This is a genomic window from Crossiella sp. NPDC003009, from assembly GCF_053591555.1.
Genome location: NZ_JBSFUA010000023.1, coordinates 1 through 21,742 on the forward strand (window position 1 = coordinate 1; position 21,742 = coordinate 21,742).

Here is a 21,742-nt window from a genome sequence, read left to right on the forward strand (position 1 = left end):
CGCCCGGCCGGCCTGACCGCGCGCCGGGCGCTGCGCGCGCACGAACTGCTGGTCGCCGAGCGGCTTGTGCTCGCGGCCGCCGTGGTGGCCGGGGCCACGGGTCCCGGCACCGCCCTGCTGGTGCTGCTGCCCGCGCTGGCGTTCTCGATCGTCGTCCAGGCCCGGATGCGGGCTCGCCACGAGTTCCCGGCGCAGGCCGGGGGAGGGGACCGGACATGACCTCGGCTCACACCGGCACGGAGGAGCTCGCCACCGCCATCGAAGAGGGCGCCGAGGCACTGCTGGCGGCGCAGCGGCCGGACGGCGTGTTCGACTACGGGGCCAGCAGCCTGCGGTCCACCCTGGCCACCGCGGGCGCGATCACCGCGCTGCACTTCGCCGACCCCGGTGGCGCGGCCGACCTGATCGCGGCCGGCGCGGACCGCCTGCGCCGCACCCAGAACGAGGACGGCGGCTGGGCGATGGTGCCGGGCCTGCCGAGCGAACCGGGCCCCACGGCGGTGTCGGCGGCGGCCCTGCACCTGGTCGACCCGGCGGGCAACGCCGAGCAGGTCGCGGCGGGACGGCGCTGGCTGGACGGCTACGGCGGCCTGGCAGCGATCCCGCACCCGGAGGTGGTGCTGTGGTGCCGCCAGTTCTACGGCTTCGCCGGCTGGCTGGCCCCCAGCCAGATGCGCCGTTTCCCGCTGGAGCTCGCGCTGTTGCCAGGGCTGTACCGCCGCCTGTTCGACCTGCGGCTGCCGATGGCCTCCGCGCTCGGTCTCGCCCAGACCCGGCACCGCCCGCTGACCCGGCTGCAACGACGGCTGGCCGGCTGGGCGGAACCCAAGGCGCTGCTGTGCATCCGGCAGGCCTTCGAGCACGAGGGCTCGGCGGGTTCCTGGTCGGAGGACGCGTGGGTGACCGGCCTGGTCTGCGCCGGACTGGCGCGGGCGGGCCTGGCCCCGGACATGGTCGAGGCGGCGGTGGGCTGGTTCCGGCGCACCATGCACCCCGACGGCTCCTGGGCCTCCACCCCGCTGGACGCGGCCTGGACCATGTACGCCGCGCGCGGCCTGCTGGAGGCCGGCTACCGCGACCACCCGGGACTGGCCGCCGCGCGGGAGCTGCTCGTGCGCCTGCAACAGCACCGGCCGTTCCTGGCCTTCGGCTGCCCGCCGGGTTTCTGGGGCTGGTCGGGGCCCAACGGCTGGCCCGCGGTGCTGGAGACCGGCGAGATCGTCTCCGTGCTGGCCCGCTCGCCCGGCACCGGGCAGGCCGAAGCCATCGCCCAGGGCGTCGCCTGGCTCAGTGACCGCCAGGACAGCCGCGGCTCCTGGGGCCTGTGCGTGCGCAACACCAAGGTCGCCAACAGCGGCCCGTGCCCGATGACCACCGCGCAGGCCGTGGACGCGCTGCTGGACGGGGGCGTGCCCGCCGGGGACAAGCGGATCCGGCGGGCCCTGCGCTGGCTGGACCGGGCGCAGCTGCCCGACGGCAGCTACGAGTCGGTCTGGTACCGGGAGCACACGATGGGCACCGCCGCGGTGCTGGAGACATTCGTCCGATGTGGACAGACCGGGTCCGCTCCCGCCGTCCGGGCGCGTGACTGGCTGCTCGGCGCCCGCAACGCCGACGGGTCCTGGGGGGACGGGCACGGCGCGCCCGGCACCGTCGAGGAGACCGGCTGGGCGGTGTCCTCGCTGCTGGCGGCGGGGGAGCACCAGGCCGCCGCGGACGGCGTGCGCTGGCTGCTGGCCGCCCGCCTGCCCGGCGGCGGGTGGACGCCGCACCCGGTGCACGAGTACGTCCGCCGGGTCAGCCGCTACGCCAACCCCGGCTTCACCCACGGCATGGCGCTGCGCGCACTGGGCCGGTTCCAGGCGGCCACCCGGTGAGCCGCGTCGTGGTGGTCGGCGCCGGGGTGGCCGGGCTGGCCGCGGCCTGCGCGCTGGGCCACCTCGGGCACCGGGTCCTGGTGCTGGAGAAACGGCAGACCCCCGCCCGGGTGGCCAAAGGCGAGGTGCTGCAACCGGGTTCGCTGGCGATCCTGCGGCGGTGGGGTGTGACCGAGCTGCTGGACCAGGCGGGTGCGCTGCGGCTGTCCAGGCTCATCGCCCGCGCCGCCGACGGTGAGCCGCGGATGGTCCTGGACTACGACCGGCTGCCTGCCGAACAGCCGTGGCTGCTCGCGCACGACTACCCGGTGATCCTCCAGGCGCTCACCGACGCGCTGCCGCCCAGCGTCGAGGTGCGGCGCGGCGTGGTGGTCCGCGAGCCGCTGCGCACCGGGGACCGGATCACCGGCGTGCGCTGCGACGACGGCGACGTCCCGGCGGCGCTGGTGGTGGCCGCCGACGGCGTGTCCTCGCGACTGCGGGAGGCGGCCGGGCTGAGCGCGCCGCGCCAGGACTACCCGCACCGGCTGGCCGCCTTCGAGCTGCGCGAGGCGGACGTGACGCCCGACTTCTCCGCCTACGTCACCGACGGCGGGCTGCGCCTGCACTACCCGCTGCCCGGCAGACGCGTCCGGCTCTACGTCCAGGTCGGACCGGACGAGCTGCGCGGACTCGGCCAGGACGGGCTGCGCCGGTGGGCCGATGGGGTGCTGGCCGGCTGCCCCGGTCTGGCCCCGCTGGCCGGGGCCCTGCACGCGGGGCTGGCCCAGCGGCAGCTGCTACCGGTGGGCCGCGCGCTGGCCGCCTCGCTGGTCGTGCCCGGTTTGGCGCTGGCCGGCGACACCGGCCACCTGGTGCACCCGATGGCGGCGCAGGGCATGAACAGCGCGATCGCCGACGCGCACGAACTGGCCGCGATGCTGCGCCAGGGCGGCTCGCTGGCCCCCGAGGTCGTCGACCACGCGCTGCGCCGGTATGACAGCGCGCGGCGGGCCAACCTCGCCCACATCGGCCGGACCAGCCACAACGCCGCGCGGATGATCACCACCCGGTCCTGGCTCGGCGCCAGGGCGCTGGCGGGCACCGGCGGCAACGACCGCATCCGGCACGAGGTCCTGCACACCATGTCCGGCCTGGGCGTGCGCAAGCTGACCCTGCTGGACCGGCTGCACCAGGCCCAGTTGCTGCCCGATCCGCGGGCGCGCAGGCTGCCGGACTGGGTGCGCACCGCCGCCCCGGCACCGGCCGGGGAGGCGGCGCGGTGACCTCAGGCCTTGCCGTACCCCAGCACCACCAGGCCGTTGTCGCCGTCGGTGCGCTCGGTCCGCACCAAGCCTGCGGCCGCGGCCAGCTCGTCGAAGTCCGCCGGACTGCGTTCGCGCCCGCCGAGCAGGGTCAGCGACTGCAGGTCAAAGGAGGAGTTGTTCTTGGCGTGCTCGGCCCCGGCGAGCACCTCCACCACCAGGACCCGCCCGCCCTCGGGCAGGGCCTCGGCGCAGCGGCGCAGGATCCGCACGGCGTCCGCGTCGGGCCAGTCGGTGAGCACCCGCGAGACGATCAGCACCTGGTAGCCGGTGGGCAGCGGGTCCAGGAAGCTGCCACCGGCGAACTTCGCCCGGCCGCCGAGCCGGGCCAGGAACTGCTCGGCCTCGGGCCGGACCTCGGGCAGGTCCAGCACCGCGCCGGTCAGGTGCGGGTGCGCGTCCAGCACGGCCGCCAGCAGCGCCCCGGTGCCACCGCCCACGTCCAGCACACTCGACACCCCGGCCCAGTCCGCGCGGGCGGCCACCTCCGGGCCGGTCTGCCAGGCGAAACCGGCCATCGTCTCGCCGAAGAACAGGCGCAGCCGCTCATCCGCCCGGTAGTCCGGCCAGAAACCGGTGCCGTGCGCCACGCCGTAACCGGACTCGCCGGTGCGCACGGAATGCGTCATGCCCGCGTAGGCCAGGTCCATCTTCAGGCCGGGCCCGTCCGCGTCCAGCCACGACCGCAGCAGCGCGTTGCGCTCGTCCAGCAGCGCCCGCGACATCGCGGTCAGCGCGTGCTCGCCGGGAGCAGTCTCGGCGAACAGCCCGACCGCGACCAGGTGGCGCAGCAGGCGGCCCAGCGCGTCCGGATCGGCGCCGCAGGCCCGCGCCAGCGTGGCCGTGGTGGTGTGCCCGTCGCGGATGAGCTCGGGCAGGCGCAGCGCGACGGCGGTGCGCACCGCGAACGGCGTGGCGAGGTCGACAAGCCCGGCCAGCGCGGCGGTGGCTGCCTGGTGGTCCGTGGTCTCACTGGTCACGGCGGTCCTTTCGGGAACGGCCCGGAGGTGAATTCACTGCTGTCGTGAGAATGGCATTTCCGAACTGAACCGGGCAAGGCCCCGGCGTTATTTGTCGAATCCGTTCCGGGAATCGCGGAATGGTTCTCAAGAATGCGTTGAAAGGAGTTCGCGGTATGGGTTCATTCGCTGTGCGGCCGTTGACCGGGGCGCTGGGCGCCGAAGTCCGAGGCGTCACCCTCGCCGAAGTCGATGACGCCCTTTTCGCACAGATCCACCAGCTGTTGCTCGACCACCTGGTGCTGTTCTTCCCCGAGGCGGCCGGGCTCACCCCGGAGGCGCACAAGGCCTTCGGCAGCCGGTTCGGCCCGCTGGAGGTGCACAAGTTCCTGCCGAAGCTGCCCGGGCACGAGGAGATCGTCGTGCTCGACTCCGACCAGGGCGCCAAGGCCGATGTCTGGCACACCGACGTCACCTTCGCGCCGAACCCGCCCATCGCCTCGGTGCTGCAGATCGTGACATCCCCCGAGGTCGGCGGGGACACCATGTGGAGCAACCAGTACCTGGCCTACGAGGCGCTGTCCGCGCCTATCCGGGAGCTGGTCGACGGCCTCACCGCCCGCCACGTCTTCGAGCTGCCCGGCGGCTCCTACCGCAGCGAGGCCGAGCACCCGGTGGTCCGCACGCACCCGGAGACCGGCAGGCGCTCCCTGTACGTCAACCGCATGTTCACCAAGCGCATCCCGCAGCTGACCGCCGAGGAGAGCACGGCCCTGCTGACCCACCTGTTCACCGTGTCGGAGAGCCCGCAGCGGGTGTGCCGCTACCGGTGGACCGAGGGCGCGGTGGCGATGTGGGACAACCGCGCCACCCAGCACTACGCCGTCAACGACTACACCGAACGCCGGGTGGGCCACCGGGTCACGGTGCTCGGCGACGAGCCGAAGGGCGACGGGGCGCGCTGGCCGGACCACCAGGTCGCCGGGATGAGCGCCACCGCGGTCAAGGACTGAACGGAGAACCCGATGAGCAGCATCACCGGCGAGGACTTCCTGGAGTCCTACTGGCGCGACCCGCACCCCGCCCTGGCCCACGCCCGCGAGCACACCCCGGTCCGCGAGGTGACCTTCGAGACCGGGCCGACCTGGCTGGTCACCCGCTACGCCGACGTCCGGGCGGGGCTGACCGATCCGCGCCTGGCCAAGGACCGGCGGGCCAGCCTGCCCGCCGAGGAGCGCGCCGCGGCCCCGCCCGCCCTGCCTCCGCCCATGTCGCACATGCTCACCTCCCTCGACCCGCCCGAGCACACCCGGCTGCGCAGGCTGGTCGCCCAGGCCTTCACCGCCCGCCGCGTGGCCGGCCTGCGCCCGAGGGTGCAGACCTTCGCCAGGGACCTGCTCTCCGGCCTGCCCTCGGACGAACCGGTCGATCTGGTGGCGCGCTACGCGATCCCGCTGCCGATGGAGGTCATCTGCGAGCTGATCGGCGTGCCGGAGCTGGACCGCGAGACCTTCGCGCACTGGTCGACGGTGCTGATCGACGAGTGCCCGGAGCAGGAGCTCGTGCGGGCCTCCACCAAGATGGCGGACTACCTGGCCGAGCTCGTCGCGATCCGCCGCCGAGACCCCGACGAGGCCCTGCTCTCCGGCCTCATCGCCGCCGCCGAGGACGGCAACCGCCTCTCCGACCTCGAGATCGTCGCGATGGCGATGCTGCTGCTGATGGCCGGTCACGAGACCACCGCGGTGTTCATCACCAACAGCGTGCGCGCCCTGCTCGCCGACCCGGCGGCCCGGCAGCGTCTGTCCACTCCGGACTCCGCCGCCACCCTGATCGAGGAACTGCTGCGCTGGGTCTCACCGGCGCTCAACGCCTCCGTCCGCTTCGCCACCGAGGACCTGGAGATCGCGGGCACCGCCATCCCGCGCGGGGCCTCGGTGACCCTGTCCACCGGCGCGGCCAACCGCGACCCGGCCCGCTTCCCGGACCCCGCCCGGCTCGACCCGGACCGCGACCCGACCGGCCACATCGCCTTCGGCCACGGCCTCCACCGCTGCCTGGGCGCGGCCCTGGTGCGCCTGGAGGCCGAGGTCGCGCTGCCCGCCCTGTTCGCCCGGTTCCCACACATCCAGGCGGCCACCGGGGAGGAGGAGCTCACCTTCCGGCGCAGTGTGCACGTGCAGGCGCCCCGGACGTTCCCGGTGCTGCTCGGCCCATCGTCCACAATGGAGTGAACGGAACCGGTGAGGAGCAGCCGTGACAAGCCCAGAAGAAGCGTTCAGCCACTTCGCCAGCACGCGTCCCCAGCACGAGCGCTGGACGATCATCGGCGTCGCGGGTTCAGCGGATGACCCGGGCGTGCGGTCGGTCGAGATCTTCCAGGGCCCGGACCGCGACGAACCACGACTGGTGCTCGCTCCCGAGGACGTGCCGCAGTTCGTCGCGGGCCTCATCGCCACGGTCCTGCCCGGCGACCTGACCGCGGGCGGTGAACCGGGGCAGAGCGGGTAACCCCTGTGCACAGGTGTGCGTGCTGCCCGTAGAGCTCGATGCGAGAGGAGGACCGTGCAGACCTTCCTTCCCTGTCCCGATTTTCACCAGACAGCCGCGGTGCTGGATCCGCTGCGGCTCGGCAAGCAGCGGGTGGAGGCGATACAGCTGCTCCGTGCGCTCACGGTGGCCGGGTACGGGTGGCGCCACCACCCGGCCGCGGCCATGTGGGCGGGCTACGAGGAGGCGCTGGTCCGCTACGGGCTGGAGATCTGCGCGGTCTGGTGTGCGGCGGGCCGGCAGGACACCTGCCAGTCCACCCTCCGGCAGGACCTCCACCGGGCGACGGGGCTCGAACTCGTGCGCACCCAGGCAGAACTGGCGGAGGCGGGTGAGCTCCCACCGTGGCTCGGGGAGCGCGACCTGCACCGCAGCCACCAGTCCGCGCTCGTGCGCAAGGCTCCCGAGCACTATCGCCCGTACTTCCCGGATGTGCCCGACGATCTGCCCTACGTCTGGCCGTCCTCGGACCGTCCACGCAAGGAACCGATTGCCCGCTGACCGCGAGGGCGGTGCTCTGGGTCGTGGTGTCAGCGGAAGTCCGCGATGTGGTCGCGGGCCCACTCCGCGAAGCTCCGGGCCGGGCGGCCGGTGGCCTCCCGCACGCCGGGCCACGGGCGCAGCAGTGCGGAGTAGTCCTGTTCGGAGGTTCCGTCCTGCCCCGAGCCGTCGGCGCCGTCGTAGTCGGCGAACCCGAGCAGCAGGTCGGCGCTCGCGGCGGCGGCCCCGCCCTGTGCCTTGAGCAGCTCACGGGCGTGCTCGCGGGTGACCTCCTCGTAGCGGACCTGCTCGCCCAGTGCCGCGCCGATGGCCTCGACCTGTTGGCGGTAGGTGATCTGGGCGGGCCCAGTGAGGGTGTAGACGGCGCCGGCGTGGCGGTCCTCCAGGAGTGCCGCGACGGCGACGGCCGCCACGTCCGCCTCGTGCACCGGTACCCCGACCTGGTCGGCGAAGGGGTAGCGGACCACCCGTCCGGCCCGGATGGAAGGGGCCCAGACCGGCAGCATGTTCGTCATGAACTCGCCCGGCCGCACCATCGTCCACTCCAGACCGGACTCCTGCGCCGCCTCCTCCACCCGTGGATGGTGGTAGGTGTCCAGGCCGACGGTGACGGCCGCGGCGGAGAGGACGACCACCCTGCGCACACCCGCCTGCTTGGCCAGCGCGACGACCTCACGAGCGGTCTCCGGCACGGCGAACAGGTACAGCCGGCCCACCCCGTCGAAGGCGGGCGCGAGTGTGGCGGGCTCGGTCAGATCGCCCCGCACCACCTCGATTCCCGCTGGCAGGCTGGCCGCCGCCGGGTCGCGGGTCAACGCACGGACGGACACCCCCGCCTGGCGGAGCTGGTCGACGACGTGCCTGCCCACCAGGCCGGTCGCACCGGTGACCAGGATCTTCTTCGGCCTTCCGCTCATGGGGCAACCGTAGGACGGAAGGCGGACAACCTCTGTCCTAGATGGAACATCGTTGCGCCGGGTATTTCCGAGACCAACCTGACTAGGATTCCGTCATGACGAGTTTCCGCGCAGCAGTCGAAGCCCGTGATCCCGAGGCCCTCGCGGCCGCCCTGGCCGACGATGTGGTGTTCACCAGTCCGGTGGCTTTCCGCCCCTACCAGGGCAAGTCGATCACAGCGGCGATCCTGCGTGGCGTGCTGCGGGTGTTCGAGGACTTCCGCTACGTCCGCGAGATCGGCGGCGACCGCGACCACGCCCTGGTCTTCGAGGCCCGCATCGGCGAGACCCTGGTGGAGGGCTGCGACTTCCTGCACTTGGACGAGAACGGACTGGTCGACCAGCTGACCGTGATGGTGCGCCCGCTCTCAGCCGCCCAGGTGCTGGCCGAGGCCATGGGGGCGCAGTTCGACCGCGTCAAGCAGGAGGCCATGGGCGGCTGAGACGCCGACTACCGGCGGAACGGGCCGAGCAGCTGGGCGGCAGGGGACTGACAGCGGCACGCGCAGGCCGGGCAGGCCGCCGCGACCACCCCGCGTCCTCCGGTGGTGAGGTCCGGATCGTTGCGCAGGATGGCCAGTTCCAGCCGTTGCAGCTGCTCGCCGGGGTCGATGCCGAGGTCCTCGGCGAGGCGGTCACGGGTCCGGCGGGCCACCACCAGCGCCTGGCTGGCCTGGCCGCCGCGGTGCAGCGCAAGCATCAGCTGGCCGATCAGGCGTTCCCTGGCGGGGTAGGTCTCGGCCAGGGTGGTCAGCGGGCCGACGACGTCCTTATGCCGGTCCAGCCGCAGCAGCGCCTCGAATCGGTCCTCCATCGCGACCAGCCGGGTCTCGGCGAGCCCGTCGAAGAGCCGGCGCCTGGTCTCCTCGGTGGCCGTGCCGGCCAGCGGCGGCCCCTGCCAGAGTGCCAGGGCCTCATCCAGCAGCGACACCGCGGCTTCTTCCTGGCCGGCGGCGCGGGCCCGTTCGACCAGCGACTGGAACCGGTGCACGTCGATCTGACCTGGATCGGTGAGCAGGACGTAGCCGGAGCCCTGGGTGCGGATGGTGGCTTCGACCCCGGCCGCGTGCAGTGCACGCCGCAGCCGGGACACGCTGACCTGGATCGCGTGCGCTGCGGTGCGCGGGGCGGCGACCGGCCAGACGAGGTCGACCAGCCGATCCAGCGGCACCAGTTGGTTGGCCGGCAAGGCCAGGATCGCCAGCACCAGCCGGTGCTGGCGGGCGCCGAGCGGGACGACGGTGTCACCGGCCCGCATTTCCACCGCACCTAACAGCCGCAGCCTCACGCGCACCCTCACTCCCCGGGAGATCCTTGGCCAGGAGCATGTGGCCGGGTGCCACCGGGCCGAAAGGGCTGTGCAGCCGGACCTTCGTGCAGTCCGGGTTTCACTTTCGTGATCGACTCGTCGGGCTTCCCTGGGATTTGAGCCGGTGCTGAGCCGACGATGACCGAACGCTGAACCCGGTGGTGGAGGGTCCACGGTGTCATCCAGCGGCCCGAGCGGCACCCCGGGGGGAGCGAGATCATGACTGGCGCACAAGCGGTTCCGGCCTGTCCGTCCGACATCGTGTGGGACGTCACCTACAGCTGTCCGCTGCGTTGTTCGCACTGCTACACCGAATCCGGCAGGCGCCAGTCGAAACAGCTCTCGCACGAGGAGATGCTGCGGGTCGCCGACGCGCTGACCACGTTGCGACCGGCCACCATCCTGCTCGCCGGTGGCGAACCGCTCGCGGTGCGGCGACTGCCGGAGATCGTGGACCGGATCACCGATGCCGGTGTGGATGTCGTGCTGTACACCAGCGGCTGGTCGCTGCGCCCGGAACTGATCGACAGCGTGGTGGCGAAGTGCGCGGCCGTCTACGTCAGCGTGGATGGCGCGACCGCCGAGGTGCACGACCTGGTTCGCGCCCGAGCGGGTTCCTTCGACCGGACCATGGCCGCCTTGCGGCAGCTGGATGATTTCGCGGCCCGGCGGCAGGCGCGCGGCGCGACTCCGGTGGAGTTCGGGTTGGACGCGACTGTGGTGCGCAGCAGCTTCGATCAGCTGGAACTGTTCTGCACCGACGTGGTGCCGCGCTTTCCCCGGCTGACCCGGCTCTCCTTCGGCGCGGCGATGCCGATCGGACTGGCCAGCCGGCCCGGGTTCGTCGAGCACGAGCTGCTCACCGACGAGCAGGCCGACGCCCTGGTCGACCCCGAGTACGGCCGACGGCTGCAATCCCTTGCCCCGCCAGGGGTTGAGGTCTCCGTCCGGGACTACCGGGGCGTGCAGTACCGCCCTGATCTGCTGGCCAAGGGCCTGATCCCGTCGATGGAGGTGGAACCCGACGGCCGGGTGCGGGCCATGGCCATCTACGAGGGCACCGTGGGCAGCCTGCTGGAGGATCCGCCCGAGGAACTCTGGGCGCGGTCGGTGGCGCGGTGGAGCGACCCGTTCGTCGTGGACACCCTCTCGCCGGTGCGCACGATGCGGGAATGGGCGGAGGCCGCCCGCCGACTGGACTACCACTTCGGCACCGCCGAGGACCGGGAGCGCATCGACGCCCGCCCGGTGTTCCTGCCCCTGACTCCTTCCCGCTGAGGAAGGCGAGGACCCCGAACACACCTGGAATGGGGGTGATTTCTGTGGAGTTCGACGTGAATGCGCTCCAGGCCCTGGAGGAGAACGAGACCGAGCTGAGCCTGTGGCCCTGCCGGATCACCATCTGAGCTGACCAGCCCACCGCGCAACGGAAAGGAGTGATTGTCATGGAGTTCGACGTGAACGCCCTGCAGGTCCTGGAGGAGACGGAGACCGAGCTCGGCCTGTGGCCGTGTCGGATCACCATCTGATGTGACCGGCCCCGGTCCGCCGCGCATTCGCGTGGCGGACCGGGGCCACCCGGTCCCGCGAAACCTGGGGAGGAGCAATGGTGTCAACCTTCGGGCTGTTGCGGTTCGCGCCCGCGGCGTCCGCGGGCAAGGCCGCGGCGGCGGCGTCCGCGGCCGCCTCCGGGCTGCTGCTGCCCGCCGCCTCGGCGATGGTGCTGGACCGGATTCTGGCCGGTGACAACGCCACCGCGGCCTTGCTCGCCTTCACGGGGTTGTTGCTGTCGCGGGTGCTGGCCGAGTGGGGCGGGGAGATCGCCGGGACCGCCGCGGCCACCACCGTGCTCGGTGTGCTGCGGTTCCGGTTGGTGCGCCAGGTGCTCGCGCTGGGTGTGCCGGGGGCGCGCCGTCACCCCGTCGGCGATCTGCTCGCCCGCCTCACCGGAAACGCGGCCACGGCCGCCACCGCGTTGCCCTACCTGGTCGATGTCGTGGTGGAGACGGTGGCCGCGGGCATCGGGCTGATCGCGCTGTGGCTGATCGACTGGCGCATCGGCCTGACCTTCCTGGTCGGGGCGCTGCCGGTGGGCCTGGTGCTCCAACGGTCGATGCGCACCTCCACCAGCCGGTTCGCCGAGTACCTCGGTCACCTGTCCCGGATCGCGGCCCGGCTCACCGACGCGCTCGCGGGCAGCCGGACCATCCGCGCCTGCGGAGCCGAAGACCGTGAGGTGCGGCGGGTTCTCGCGCCCATGCCCGAGCTCGCCCAGGCCGGTCTGTCCACCTGGGACGTGCTCCGCGCGGTCTCCTGGCAGGTGGGTTTCGCCCAGACCGCGCTCCGGGTCGCCGTGCTGGTGGTGGCGGGGTCCGGGGTGGCGACCGGCCGGATCTCGCCGGGGGAGTTCCTGGCCGTGACGCTCTACCTCACCATCGCTCTGGGGTTCGCCCAGCAGGTGGACCCGCTGATGTCGCTGGCGGCCGCGCGGGCCAACGCCGAGCGCGTCGACGAACTGCTCGCCGAGCCGCCCACTGTCCACAGAGGCGCGCGGACTCTGCCGGCCGGTCCGGGTGCGCTGTCCTTCCGCGGTGTCACGGTCCGCCTTGATGAGCGGATCGTGTTGGCGGAGCTGGATCTGGAGGTCCCGGCAGGTGCGGTGGTGGCCGTGGTGGGCCGTTCGGGCAGCGGAAAGACCACCCTCGGTCTGCTCGCGGGCGGGTTGCTCGACCCGGACTCCGGTGAGGTGCTGCTCGACGGCGTGCCGGTGCGCACCCTCGATCCGGCGGCCGTCCACGCTGCCGTGGGCTACGCCTTCGATCGGCCGGTCCTGCTCGGCGACACCATCCGCGAGGCGATCGCTTTCGGCCACCAGGGCAACGCCGATGTCGAACGCGCGGCACGGATCGCGCAGGCCGAGGACTTCATCCTGCGCCTGCCCGCCGGGTTCGACACCCCGCTCTCCAGTGCGCCGCTCTCCGGTGGCCAGGCGCAGCGGCTGGGGCTGGCGCGCGCGGTCGCGCACGACGGGCGGCTGCTGGTGCTCGATGATGCGACCTCCAGTCTCGACACCATCACCGAGGCCAAGCTGGCCGAGGCGTTCACCAAGGGCCTGTCCGGGCGGACTCGGCTGGTGATCGCGCACCGCAAGGTCACCGCGGCCAGGGCGGATCTGGTGGCCTGGCTGGACGGCGGGCGGCTCCAGGCCCTCGCGCCGCACCACGCGCTGTGGTCGGCGCACCCGCGGTACCGCGCGGTGTTCCTGGCCGGGGGTGCCGGATGAACCAGCCGGGCCGCGCGTTGCTGATGCGGGTGCTGGGTGAACGGCGGGGCGCGTTGCTGCGGATCCTGTTGTGGTCGCTGGTGGAAGCGGTGCCGTTCGGGGTGTCCGGGTTGCTGGTCGCCGCCGCGATCGACCACTTCATGGCGCGTGAGTTCCTGCCCGCGGTGGGCGTGCTGGCGCTGCTCCTGGTCGCCGCGGGGGTCGCCGCACTGGCCACCAGCCGCCTGTTCCCGTGGCTGGCCTCGGTGGTCGAACCGGTGCGCGATGCCTTCCTCACCGCGGTGGTGCAGGGCGTGGTCGCCGAGGCGACCCGCTCGGCCACGCCGCCGGACACCGCGGGCCTCGCGCGGCTGACCGAGCAGGTGCAGACCGTCCGGGACGTGCTCTTCGCCCTGCTGCGGGTGGTCCGCCAGATCGTGTTCTCCTCGGTGGCCGCGCTGGTGGGACTGAGCTTGCTGGCCCCGCTGGTCGCGGTGGTCAGCGGCGTGCTGGTGCTGCTGGCGCTGGCCGTGTTCGCCCGGCTGCTGCCCGGGCTGGCCGCGCGGCAGCGGGCGGAACTGCTCGCCGAGGAGGAGGTGGCCCGGCGGGCGGGCACCGCCTTCGGCGGGCTCCGCGACGCGATCGCCTGCGGCGGTGCGCAGGAGGTCGTCGCGGGCATGGACCAGGCAGTGGCGGAACAGGTGCGGCGCGCCCGGGCGCTGGCCAGGGCGACCGCGTCCCGGACGTTGATCGTGTTCCTCGGTGGCCAGCTGCCGGTGATCGTGCTGCTGGCCGCCGCGCCGGCCTTGCTGGGCAACGGTTCCCTGAGCATCGGCGAGCTGGTGGGCGCGGTCACCTACCTGACGGTGAGCCTGGAACCCGCGTTGCGCAAGCTGCTGGAGGTGCTGGCCACCTGGGGCCTGCAGATGGCGGTGAGCATCACCCGGCTTGGCCAGGAGTTCGCCCAGCACAACGAGAAGCGGGGCACGAGCCCGGCTCCAGACCGGCATGACCTGGTGGTGGACGGCATCACCTTCGCCTACGGGCCGCAGGCGGCTCCGGTGGTGGACGGCCTCAGCTTCGCAGTGCCCGAGGGTGGGCGGCTGGCCATCGTCGGTGCGAGCGGGATCGGCAAGTCCACCCTGGCGAACCTGCTCGCCGGACTGCTGACCCCGCTGCGCGGCCGGGTCGCCATCGGTGGGACGGCGGTCGGGGCGATCGGCGAGCCCGAACTGCGCGGGCTGGTCGGCCTGATTCCGCAGGAGGCCTATGTCTTCGCCGGCACGCTCCGGGAGAACCTGACCTACCTCGCACCGCACGCGACCGAAGCGGAGATCGAGGAATCCCTGGCCGCGGTCGGTCTCAAGCCGGTTGCCGACCGGCTTGGCGGGCTGGACGCGCTGGTGGGCGCCGGTGGGGCCGAGCTTTCCCACGGTGAGAAGCAACTGGTCACGCTGACCAGGGCGCACCTCTCGCCCGCGCGGGTGGTCATCCTGGACGAGGCCACCTCGGGGCTCGATCCGGAGGCCGAGGCCAGGGCCGAGGCCGCGTTCGGCGCGCGGCCCGGCACGGTCATCGTCATCGCCCACCGGATCAGCTCCGCCCGCCGCGCCGACCGGGTGCTCCTGCTGGACGGGAAGACCGCCTGCCTCGGCACCCACGAGGAACTGGTGGCTACCTCGGACCGCTACGCCGACCTGGTCGGCCAGTGGGCGGATTCCGACTACCCCGCAACGAGATGAAGGAAGCATGATCGTCGAGGACCGGCTCCTGCTGGACTGCGCCGCCGCCGCGCTCGACCGCCACCGGAGTCCGAAGTGGACACTCCGGCCGGAGGGGTTCTGGTGCTACGTGGAGCCGCCGGCGGGGCGGAGGCGCATCCAGGGCTGGAAGCTGCATCTCTCGGCGACCCCACTGTCCGCTCCGCTGGTGCTCGCGCGCGCGGCGGAGGTCCTGCTGCGCCGGGAGTGCCCGTTCAAGTTCGCGGCGAGCCTGGCTGGAGTGGAGGAACTCGGCTCCCGGCGGTGCGATCGTGCCAGTGGTGGCAAGTTCCTCACCGCCTATCCGGACCTCACCGAGGGCGAACTCCGTGCCCTGGCCGAAGAACTGCACCAGGCCACCGCCGGACTGCCGGGGCCGGGCATCCTGTCGGACCGGCCGTACCGCCAGGGCAGCCTGGTGCACTACCGGTTCGGCGCGTTCACCGGGGTGCGGGTGCTCGGCAACGACGGCGCGGACGAGGCGATGCTGATCGCACCGGACGGCAGCCTGGTCCTCGATCAGCGCAAGCCCTGGTTCAGCCTGCCGCCGTGGGCGCCGCGCGATGTGTTCCGCGATGTTTTCGGTGAGCCGGTGGCGGAGCGCCCCGGCGCACCCAAACCCCTGCTGGGCGGACGGTACCTGGTCAAGAAGGTGATCCGGCACGCGTTCACCGGTGGCGTCTACCTCGGGGTGGAGCAGGAAACGGGAACCGAGGTGGTCATCAAGCAGGCCCGCCCGCATGCCGGGGCCGGGCTGAGCGGCCAGGACATCCGGGACCGGCGGCGGCACGAGGAAGCGATGCTGCGCCGGTTCGCCGCCTCCGGGCACACGCCGAAGCCGCTCGGCGTCTTCGAGCAGCAGGGTGATCTGTTCCTGGTGCAGGAGGCGTTTCCCGGGGTCACCTTGCGGCAGTGGGTCAGCGACAACCAGCCATCGGTCGCCCAGGCCCGCGAGCTCGCGCGTGGCCTGGTGGACCTGCTGGACCTGGTGCACGAAGGTGGTTGTGTGGCCAGGGATTTCACCCCGAACAACGTCATGGTCCTGCCCGGCGGCAGTCTGCGCCTGGTAGACCTGGAACTGCTCGCCGAGCCCGGCGCCGTCGTCGCCCGCTCCTACACACCGGCTTACGGCGCACCGGAACAGGCAGGCGCACCGCCGTTCGGGCCTGCCCCCGGGCCCGCCGCCGACCTGTTCAGCCTCGGCGCCTCCCTGTTCCACCTGGTCAGCGGCGCGGACCCGCTGCTGGCCGCCGACGCACGCCCCACCGCCGAACGCATCGAGAACTGGCTGCGCGTGCTCAGCCCCGACCACCCCGCCGCCCGCCTGCTGGCCCCGATCATCGTCGCCCTGCTGCACGCGGAGCCGGATCGCCGCCCAAGCTTGGCGGAAGTCCGCGCCTTCCTTTCCCCGGCGGTGGAACCCACGCCGCCCACGTCCGCGCCCAGCCGAATCGACGACACCGACCTGGACCGCCTGCTCTCGGACGGATTCGCCCACCTGCTGTCCACAATGGACGCCAGTGCGCCCACCCGGCTGTGGCCGTCCAACCCCTTCGGGGCCACCACCGATCCGCTCAACGTCCAGCACGGCGCCGCAGGTGTGCTCGCCGTGCTGACCCGCGCCGCCGCCACCACACCCGAGCTGATCCCCGCCGTCACCACCACGGCCACCTGGGTCGCGCACCGGATCGACCGGGAACCCCGCGTCCTCCCCGGCCTCTACTTCGGCCGCTCGGGCACCGCCTGGGCTCTGCTGGAGGCCGCTGAGCTCCTCGGCGACAAGCAGCTGCGTCAGCTGGCCTGCGACCTGGCCCGGCGGGTGCCGTTGCGCTGGCCGAACCCCGATGTCTGCCACGGCATGGCCGGCGCCGGCCTCACCCAGCTCCGCTTCTGGGAGATCACCGGCGACGAGGAGTTCCGCACCAGGGCACGGGAAGCGGCGGAGAACGTGGTCGCCGCCGCCGAGTACCACGAGGGCCACGTCCGCTGGCCGATCCCGGCGGCCTTCGCCTCCCGCCTCGCCGGGATCGTCCACTACGGCTTCGCCCACGGTGTCGCCGGGGCCGGCGCCTTCCTGCTCGCCGCAGCCGCCGCCACCGGCGAATCCAGCTACCTGGACCTGGCCGGCGCCGCCGCGGACACCCTGGCCGCGGCGGCCCGGTTCGACCGCGGCGCCGCCCACTGGCCCAGCGGCGAGAACGGTGGCCCGCCGCGGACGAACTGGTGCAGCGGCTCCTCCGGTGTCGGCACCTTCCTGGTTCGCCTGTGGCAACACACCGGCGTGCAGCGACACGCCGACCTCGCCGCCCAGGCAGCGGTCGCGGTCCGCCGTTCCCGTGGGCAGGCAGGGATTTCCCAGTGCCACGGCCTCGCAGGCGACGCCGAGTTCCTGCTCGACCTGGCCGAGATCTCAGGCGAGCGGCGCTATCGGGACTGGGCCGCCGAGCTGGCAGCCGCCATCCACGCCCGGAACACCCTGCGAGATGGCCGGGTGGTCCTGCCCGACGAGTCCGGAACCGAGGTCCTCGCCGACTTCAACATCGGTCTCAGCGGCGCCCTGTCCTTCCTGCTGCGCCTGCGCCACGGCGGCTCTCGCCTCTGGCTCCCCACCCGGATGACGCCAGCCGGCTAACGACACCGTGCCGGCCCCACCGGCAAGATCGTGGTGGCCGACCGGGTCCACTACTGCCGGTTCACCGACTTCGCGGAGCCCAGCCTTCAGACAGAGGCGCCGGCACCCGCGGGTCCCAGCACCGCGGGCAGCACCTGGAACCCCAGCGCGGGCGTGTCGGTCAAGCGCCTCCACGATGGCGACCGCGGCTGGGTTCGGCAACGACCCCCGTTGCCAGGCGGCCACTTCTTTGCGTGGATGGGCACCCGTCCCCGCAGGGCTCGCCCCCCGGGCGCACCTGCGCTCGACGGCATATAACTGTCCACAATGGACTCAAGAAAATTGGTCTATTTCTGGGCCGTCTGTGGGCCGTCTGAGAGATTTCGCAACGGGGCAGGGCCGACGTCTGCCGCGGTGAGCGGACCCCGCGCGACTGCGGCCGACGACCCCCTCGGCACGACGCAGGCGGTGACGTGCCGTCATTGCCGGGCTCCGCGACGGCGGTCGTCCTCGGTCGGTGGGCGAACAGCCTGTTGCTGCCACACGCCGAGCACGAGCGCCGGTCAGGACACCGGGTGGCAACGAGTGGCCGACCTGGCGTCGGCGGCGCTCCCCGCCATGCCGGACGCGATCGCCGTCATGCGCCGACGTCGGCAGGTGAGGAGTAGGTCAGCGCCGGGGCGTGGAAAGATCGTTTTCTGAGCTGCGGAGTGGATCGCAGCCATTACTCCATGTTTCGTTGAAGTTTCGCTGAGTGACGTATACGCTAACGATTGTTCTGGGAGCGCTCCCAGATCATCAACGCTCAATCATCCGGAGAATGGAGGCCTATCCATGCGTATGCGCAGTACCTCCGGGCCCGTTACCAGACGGCGGAGCATCATTGCCCTGATCATCGCGCTGGCCTGCATGTTCGTCTGGGCCCCGACGGCCTCGGCGCACGGCACCATCGTCAGTCCCGCCACCCGCGCCTACCAGTGCTGGCAAACCTGGGGCAGCCAGCACACGAACCCTGCCATGCAGCAGCAGGATCCCATGTGCTGGCAGGCTTTCCAGGCCAACGCAGACACCATGTGGAACTGGATGAGCGCCCTGCGGGACGGGCTTGGCGGCAACTTCCAGGGATCGACCCCGAACGGACAGCTCTGCAGCAACGCCCTCGCACGCAACAAATCCCTGAACACCCCCGGCCGGTGGAAGACCACCAACGTCGGCAGCAACTTCTCGATGCGCCTGTACGACCAGGCCAGCCACGGTGCTGACTACTTCCGGGTCTACATCAGCAAGAACGGGTTCGACCCAACTACCCAGCGCCTGGGTTGGGGCGATCTCGACTTCATCACCCAGACCGGCAGGTACGCCCCGGCCAAGGACATCACCTTCAACGTCCAGACCTCTGGCGCCTACCGGGGACACCACGTCGTGTTCACGATCTGGCAGGCTTCGCACCTGGACCAGACCTACATGTGGTGCAGCGATGTGAACTTCGGTTAGAACTCCGGCCAGCCAAACGGAATTCGAAGGCCAGCCCGGTGCCGGCGGCACTGGCACCGGGCTGGACTTCCGACGGGGTGGACGAGAGCTGGTGGCGCGCCGCGCAGCCCTGGCGGGCTAATGGTTCCGGGTGCGGATGGGTGAGTCGGTGAAATCAACCCGTTCCAGGAGAAGCACTTCGAGCCGGAGACGCAAGCCCGAGTAGCTGGACGCGGCGGCCGGGGCGCAAGTCGATCCCGCGGGGCTCACCCACGCCGAGGGCGTCGGCGGCCAACGCGCCGACCATGGCCGGCCACGATGCCGACGAGGACGGTCAGCCAGATCGGGTGCTGCGGGTGATGACCGCCGTGCCCGTAACCCGGCCGGCCTGGCACAGGGGCACACGCGAGCCTCGTCAACAACGTTGATCACGTAATCGGACTCGCGGACGGGTGAGTTGTGCCGAACCCGGGACCGGTCCCGGTGACCCTCCACAAACTTGGGAAGCGTGAAGTGGCGTGGCAGACGGGGGCCAGCGGCGGGCGCCGTTGCGCGCGGTCCAGCTCGGCGCGGGACCTTCGTGGTTCGGTGGCGGCTGCGGGCCGGTGGTCTGCTGAGCGGTGTCTTGTTGACAGCTGGCCTGGGTTTGCTGGGGCTTGTGGTCCTGGCCATCCCGTGGTGGATCCCCGAGGTGTTCCGGTCCGTGCACGACCTTGGCTCGTTGCTGATCGCGCTGTTCGCCGCGATCTTCTGCCTGTGCCTGCCCGCGGCGGTGGCGCTGGTCGCTGGAAGCCGCCCCGGCAACGCGGTGCTGCGCCGGCGCGTGCTGGCCATGGACGGCCAGGGCGTGTGGATCTACAAGTCGGCCACGTGGCGGTCCACCCCGCACTTGGTGCCGTGGCGCGATGCCAGCCCGGTTCGCCTGTCCACCCTCGATCCCGCCGACGATGATGGCACTGGGCTGGGACCGGCGTTGGTGCCGTGGGACTTTCTGACCTTCGGTGATCCACCCAAGGACACCATCGGCCTGGTGTGGTTGACCGCGACCGCCGAGGAGATCGTCAGGCAGGCCCGGCTCCGCCGTCCGGAGCTGACCGTCCTCGACCAGCGCACGCCCCCGGCCCCAGGCTTCGGTGGCTGGGTACTACGCCGGCGTCGCCGCCCCCGCTCCCGCTAGTCCGCATGGGGCGCCGCGACGATCGCGGTCGTCTCGCTGGGTAGCGCCGCGACGTTTTCCACGGTGAATCCGGCCCGCTCCAGCAGGGCGGTGTACTTCTCCAGCGTCCGGTGCCCGCCTCCGGTCGTCATGAGCAGGTGCAGGTCCCACAAGGAGGGCAGCACGGTGGGCTCGTCATCGGACACGACGCGTTCCAGGATCGCCAGCCGGGCGGAGGAGTTCGCCATCGCAGCTCGGCAGTTCTGGAAAACGCGCACGACGTCCTCGTCGCTCCAGCCGGCGAGCACCCGGCAGAGGAAGTAGACGTCACCGTTGGCCGGAACGGCCTCGGTCATGTCACCGCCGGACAGCTCGACCCGGTCCAGCCCGACCGTCGCGGCCAGGTTCTGCGCGGCGACCGGGATGACGTGGTCGCGGTCCATCACCTTGGCCCTGGCGTCCGGCACGGCAGCAAGAATCGCGGCGGTGAGCTGACCTGGACCGGCGCCGACGTCCACGAACGTCTTGCCGGACAGGTCGATGACCTCGGGCACGTAGTCGAAGAAGAGGTTGCCCGCCTTCATTGCCAACTGGAAGCGCTCGCTCAGGTCGGTCTGGTGGCTGAGGTGGCGGTACAGCGGCTCGCCGAAGGCGATCTCGAAACCCGCGGTCAGCGTGCTGATCGACTCCTTCGCGTGCCCCCACGCGACGTAGAATTCCTCACCGTAGAGCAAGCACATGTTACGCAGTGAATCCGGAGTGTCGGTCAGCAAAGTACTGGTAGCGGTGTTCCGGTACCCCTCCGTGCCATTGCCCTCGAATACCCCCATCGCTACCAGCAGGCGCATCAACCGGTGCACGCCCTCAGTGGCGGCCCCGGTCGCCGCGGCGAGCTCCTCGTCGGTGGTCCGCCCGGATGCCACCAGGTCCGGAACGCCGAGTTTTACCGCCGTGTAAACGCATTGTGAACGCCACCCGCCGGTAACGAGTTCGACAACTTCCTGAGCGGCCTTCAAGTCGGCCTTCACGGTCCAGCCCCTTTCTGTCGCCCCTCCTGCCCGCTGTTCTTAGTGCACCAGGGGAAACGCTGTCAATGATTAACCGCACACGCGCCAACGGACGCCAAGTTCGCGCACTTACCAGGATTCCGAGAAAACAGGAGACTTTTTAGAAAATTGCGAAATCTCCTTGGCGCATGCCAGATTGGGCACGTAGTATCCGTGTCAACCATCTGTTCGCGTTTACCGACAGTGATTCTCCCGGATGCGCTGAAGGACGGATCTCGTGTGCCAGCAGACTCTTCCCGACCGCAAGGCCGCAGCGGCACGTCTCCTGCTGGAGTGCCCGCAGTGGTCGGACCGGCGGATCGGTTCGGCAACGGGTCTCGCCGCGAAGACCGTCGGCCGGGAGCGGAACCGCCTGGGCCGCCACACCGGCACCAGGGTGGGCCAGGACGGCCGCGTCCGGCCGACGAACAGCGCCGAGCGACGTCTGCTGGCCAGGGAGCTGATGGCGGACCAGCCACACCTGTCGCTGCGGCAGATCGCCGCCGCGGTCGGCATCTCCCCGGAGACCGCCCGCGCCGTCCGCCGCGAACTGCGCGACGGCGGTCGGCCCGCGGACAGGCGCGTTTCCCCTGCCACACCGCGGCCGGTGGACGACTCACCCCGGCCCGATCTCGCGGCGTTGCTGCACTGGCTGCGCCGCGACCCGTCGGTCCGGTCCAGCCACAACGGCCGTGTGCTGCTGCGAGTGCTGCACCTGCAACAGCACGCACGGGCGTCATGGATCGACATGGCCGACAACATCCCGGTCCACTGCCAGCGCCTGCTGGCCGAGTTCGCCCGGCAGAACGCCGCGGTGTGGCGAGTGTTCGCGGACCGGCTCGAACACGACACGGAAGGTGCTGCCGAATGCCCGGTATCCCGCCCATCGCCCACTACCGGTTGCCGGCCCTCGGCGACTTTCCCCCCTCGGTCGCCTCGTGGACGATTGACCCCGCCCGCGCGGTGCTCCTGATCCAC

Annotated in this window: 20 protein-coding genes and 1 pseudogene; 17 read left to right on the forward strand and 4 right to left on the reverse strand. The window is 71.8% G+C overall.

Features of this window, described 5'->3' with window-relative positions:
- The 3 genes and pseudogenes from ACWDY5_RS23135 to ACWDY5_RS23145 form a co-directional block, all read left to right on the forward strand.
- A pseudogene (locus ACWDY5_RS23135) lies at positions 1-219 on the forward strand (UbiA family prenyltransferase); the annotation flags it as partial.
- A complete protein-coding gene (locus ACWDY5_RS23140; RefSeq protein ID WP_449724253.1) occupies positions 216-1,877 on the forward strand; it encodes a prenyltransferase/squalene oxidase repeat-containing protein in 1,662 nt (553 codons plus the stop codon). The pseudogene ACWDY5_RS23135 and the gene ACWDY5_RS23140, both read left to right, overlap by 4 nt.
- Positions 1,874-3,142: an FAD-dependent oxidoreductase gene (locus tag ACWDY5_RS23145; RefSeq protein ID WP_449724254.1), complete on the forward strand. Its 1,269-nt coding sequence runs from the start codon at positions 1,874-1,876 to the stop codon at positions 3,140-3,142. Before ACWDY5_RS23140 ends, ACWDY5_RS23145 begins: the two co-directional genes overlap by 4 nt.
- Positions 3,143-3,144: 2 nt before the next feature.
- Here the strand turns inward: ACWDY5_RS23145 and ACWDY5_RS23150 are convergent, their stop codons facing one another.
- Positions 3,145-4,161, reverse strand: a complete 1,017-nt coding sequence (locus ACWDY5_RS23150; RefSeq protein WP_449724255.1) for a methyltransferase — start codon at positions 4,159-4,161, stop codon at positions 3,145-3,147.
- Positions 4,162-4,316: 155 nt separating this feature from the next.
- Here ACWDY5_RS23150 and ACWDY5_RS23155 point away from each other — a divergent pair, with 155 nt between their 5' ends.
- The 4 genes from ACWDY5_RS23155 to ACWDY5_RS23170 are packed head-to-tail and all read left to right on the forward strand — an operon-like array spanning position 4,317 to position 7,191.
- Positions 4,317-5,153: a TauD/TfdA dioxygenase family protein gene (locus tag ACWDY5_RS23155; protein ID WP_449724256.1), complete on the forward strand. Its 837-nt coding sequence runs from the start codon at positions 4,317-4,319 to the stop codon at positions 5,151-5,153.
- Positions 5,154-5,165: 12 nt separating this feature from the next.
- A complete protein-coding gene (locus ACWDY5_RS23160) occupies positions 5,166-6,374 on the forward strand; it encodes a cytochrome P450 family protein (protein ID WP_449724257.1) in 1,209 nt (402 codons plus the stop codon).
- 22 nt (positions 6,375-6,396) lie between these two features.
- Positions 6,397-6,651 carry a hypothetical protein gene (locus tag ACWDY5_RS23165; protein ID WP_449724258.1) on the forward strand — a complete coding sequence of 85 codons (255 nt, stop codon included), beginning with the start codon at positions 6,397-6,399 and terminating at the stop codon, positions 6,649-6,651.
- A 54-nt stretch (positions 6,652-6,705) separates the two neighbouring features.
- Positions 6,706-7,191, forward strand: coding sequence for an MSMEG_6728 family protein (locus tag ACWDY5_RS23170; protein ID WP_449724259.1), 486 nt, complete (start codon positions 6,706-6,708; stop codon positions 7,189-7,191).
- 29 nt (positions 7,192-7,220) lie between these two features.
- Here ACWDY5_RS23170 and ACWDY5_RS23175 read toward each other — a convergent pair whose 3' ends face one another.
- On the reverse strand, positions 7,221-8,108 hold the full coding sequence (locus tag ACWDY5_RS23175) for an SDR family oxidoreductase (protein ID WP_449724260.1): 888 nt from the start codon (positions 8,106-8,108) through the stop codon (positions 7,221-7,223).
- 95 nt (positions 8,109-8,203) lie between these two features.
- Here ACWDY5_RS23175 and ACWDY5_RS23180 point away from each other — a divergent pair, with 95 nt between their 5' ends.
- Positions 8,204-8,590, forward strand: a complete 387-nt coding sequence (locus tag ACWDY5_RS23180) for a nuclear transport factor 2 family protein (protein WP_449724261.1) — start codon at positions 8,204-8,206, stop codon at positions 8,588-8,590.
- An 8-nt stretch (positions 8,591-8,598) separates the two neighbouring features.
- Here the strand turns inward: ACWDY5_RS23180 and ACWDY5_RS23185 are convergent, their stop codons facing one another.
- Positions 8,599-9,441: an AfsR/SARP family transcriptional regulator gene (locus ACWDY5_RS23185; RefSeq protein ID WP_449724262.1), complete on the reverse strand. Its 843-nt coding sequence runs from the start codon at positions 9,439-9,441 to the stop codon at positions 8,599-8,601.
- A 234-nt stretch (positions 9,442-9,675) separates the two neighbouring features.
- Here ACWDY5_RS23185 and ACWDY5_RS23190 point away from each other — a divergent pair, with 234 nt between their 5' ends.
- From ACWDY5_RS23190 to ACWDY5_RS23225, 8 genes are all read left to right on the forward strand, one after another.
- Positions 9,676-10,734, forward strand: coding sequence for a radical SAM protein (locus ACWDY5_RS23190; RefSeq protein WP_449724263.1), 1,059 nt, complete (start codon positions 9,676-9,678; stop codon positions 10,732-10,734).
- A gap of 35 nt (positions 10,735-10,769) precedes the next feature.
- The gene (locus ACWDY5_RS23195; RefSeq protein WP_449724264.1) at positions 10,770-10,862 is read left to right on the forward strand and encodes an ALQxL family class IV lanthipeptide; all 93 of its coding nucleotides are present in this window, start codon (positions 10,770-10,772) and stop codon (positions 10,860-10,862) included.
- Positions 10,863-10,901: 39 nt separating this feature from the next.
- Positions 10,902-10,985 (forward strand): ALQxL family class IV lanthipeptide, encoded by an 84-nt coding sequence (locus ACWDY5_RS23200; protein WP_449724366.1) that lies wholly within the window; start codon positions 10,902-10,904, stop codon positions 10,983-10,985.
- 80 nt (positions 10,986-11,065) lie between these two features.
- Positions 11,066-12,739, forward strand: coding sequence for an ABC transporter ATP-binding protein (locus ACWDY5_RS23205; RefSeq protein WP_449724265.1), 1,674 nt, complete (start codon positions 11,066-11,068; stop codon positions 12,737-12,739).
- Positions 12,736-14,460: an ATP-binding cassette domain-containing protein gene (locus tag ACWDY5_RS23210; RefSeq protein WP_449724266.1), complete on the forward strand. Its 1,725-nt coding sequence runs from the start codon at positions 12,736-12,738 to the stop codon at positions 14,458-14,460. Before ACWDY5_RS23205 ends, ACWDY5_RS23210 begins: the two co-directional genes overlap by 4 nt.
- A gap of 7 nt (positions 14,461-14,467) precedes the next feature.
- Positions 14,468-17,110 carry a class IV lanthionine synthetase LanL gene (gene lanL, locus ACWDY5_RS23215; RefSeq protein ID WP_449724267.1) on the forward strand — a complete coding sequence of 881 codons (2,643 nt, stop codon included), beginning with the start codon at positions 14,468-14,470 and terminating at the stop codon, positions 17,108-17,110.
- Between the two features lie 813 nt (positions 17,111-17,923).
- Positions 17,924-18,583 (forward strand): lytic polysaccharide monooxygenase auxiliary activity family 9 protein, encoded by a 660-nt coding sequence (locus ACWDY5_RS23220; protein WP_449724268.1) that lies wholly within the window; start codon positions 17,924-17,926, stop codon positions 18,581-18,583.
- 607 nt (positions 18,584-19,190) lie between these two features.
- The gene (locus ACWDY5_RS23225) at positions 19,191-19,739 is read left to right on the forward strand and encodes a hypothetical protein (protein WP_449724269.1); all 549 of its coding nucleotides are present in this window, start codon (positions 19,191-19,193) and stop codon (positions 19,737-19,739) included.
- Here the strand turns inward: ACWDY5_RS23225 and ACWDY5_RS23230 are convergent.
- Positions 19,736-20,746: a methyltransferase gene (locus ACWDY5_RS23230; RefSeq protein WP_449724270.1), complete on the reverse strand. Its 1,011-nt coding sequence runs from the start codon at positions 20,744-20,746 to the stop codon at positions 19,736-19,738. The two genes, ACWDY5_RS23225 and ACWDY5_RS23230, sit on opposite strands and share 4 nt — an antisense overlap.
- A gap of 256 nt (positions 20,747-21,002) precedes the next feature.
- On the opposite strand from ACWDY5_RS23230, the gene ACWDY5_RS23235 reads away from it, so the two are divergent.
- The gene (locus ACWDY5_RS23235; RefSeq protein ID WP_449724271.1) at positions 21,003-21,737 is read left to right on the forward strand and encodes a streptomycin biosynthesis protein; all 735 of its coding nucleotides are present in this window, start codon (positions 21,003-21,005) and stop codon (positions 21,735-21,737) included.
- Positions 21,738-21,742 lie beyond the last annotated feature (5 nt).

Excerpts from the sequence above, each read along its gene's own strand:
- ACWDY5_RS23140 (WP_449724253.1), top strand. The coding sequence starts at position 216 with ATGACCTCGGCTCACACCGGCACGGAGGAGCTCGCCACCGCCATCGAA.
- ACWDY5_RS23155 (WP_449724256.1), top strand. The coding sequence starts at position 4,317 with ATGGGTTCATTCGCTGTGCGGCCGTTGACCGGGGCGCTGGGCGCCGAA.
- ACWDY5_RS23160 (WP_449724257.1), top strand. The coding sequence starts at position 5,166 with ATGAGCAGCATCACCGGCGAGGACTTCCTGGAGTCCTACTGGCGCGAC.
- ACWDY5_RS23175 (WP_449724260.1), bottom strand. The coding sequence starts at position 8,108 with ATGAGCGGAAGGCCGAAGAAGATCCTGGTCACCGGTGCGACCGGCCTG.
- ACWDY5_RS23180 (WP_449724261.1), top strand. The coding sequence starts at position 8,204 with ATGACGAGTTTCCGCGCAGCAGTCGAAGCCCGTGATCCCGAGGCCCTC.
- ACWDY5_RS23190 (WP_449724263.1), top strand. The coding sequence starts at position 9,676 with ATGACTGGCGCACAAGCGGTTCCGGCCTGTCCGTCCGACATCGTGTGG.
- ACWDY5_RS23200 (WP_449724366.1), top strand. The coding sequence starts at position 10,902 with ATGGAGTTCGACGTGAACGCCCTGCAGGTCCTGGAGGAGACGGAGACC.
- ACWDY5_RS23210 (WP_449724266.1), top strand. The coding sequence starts at position 12,736 with ATGAACCAGCCGGGCCGCGCGTTGCTGATGCGGGTGCTGGGTGAACGG.
- lanL (WP_449724267.1), top strand. The coding sequence starts at position 14,468 with ATGATCGTCGAGGACCGGCTCCTGCTGGACTGCGCCGCCGCCGCGCTC.
- ACWDY5_RS23220 (WP_449724268.1), top strand. The coding sequence starts at position 17,924 with ATGCGTATGCGCAGTACCTCCGGGCCCGTTACCAGACGGCGGAGCATC.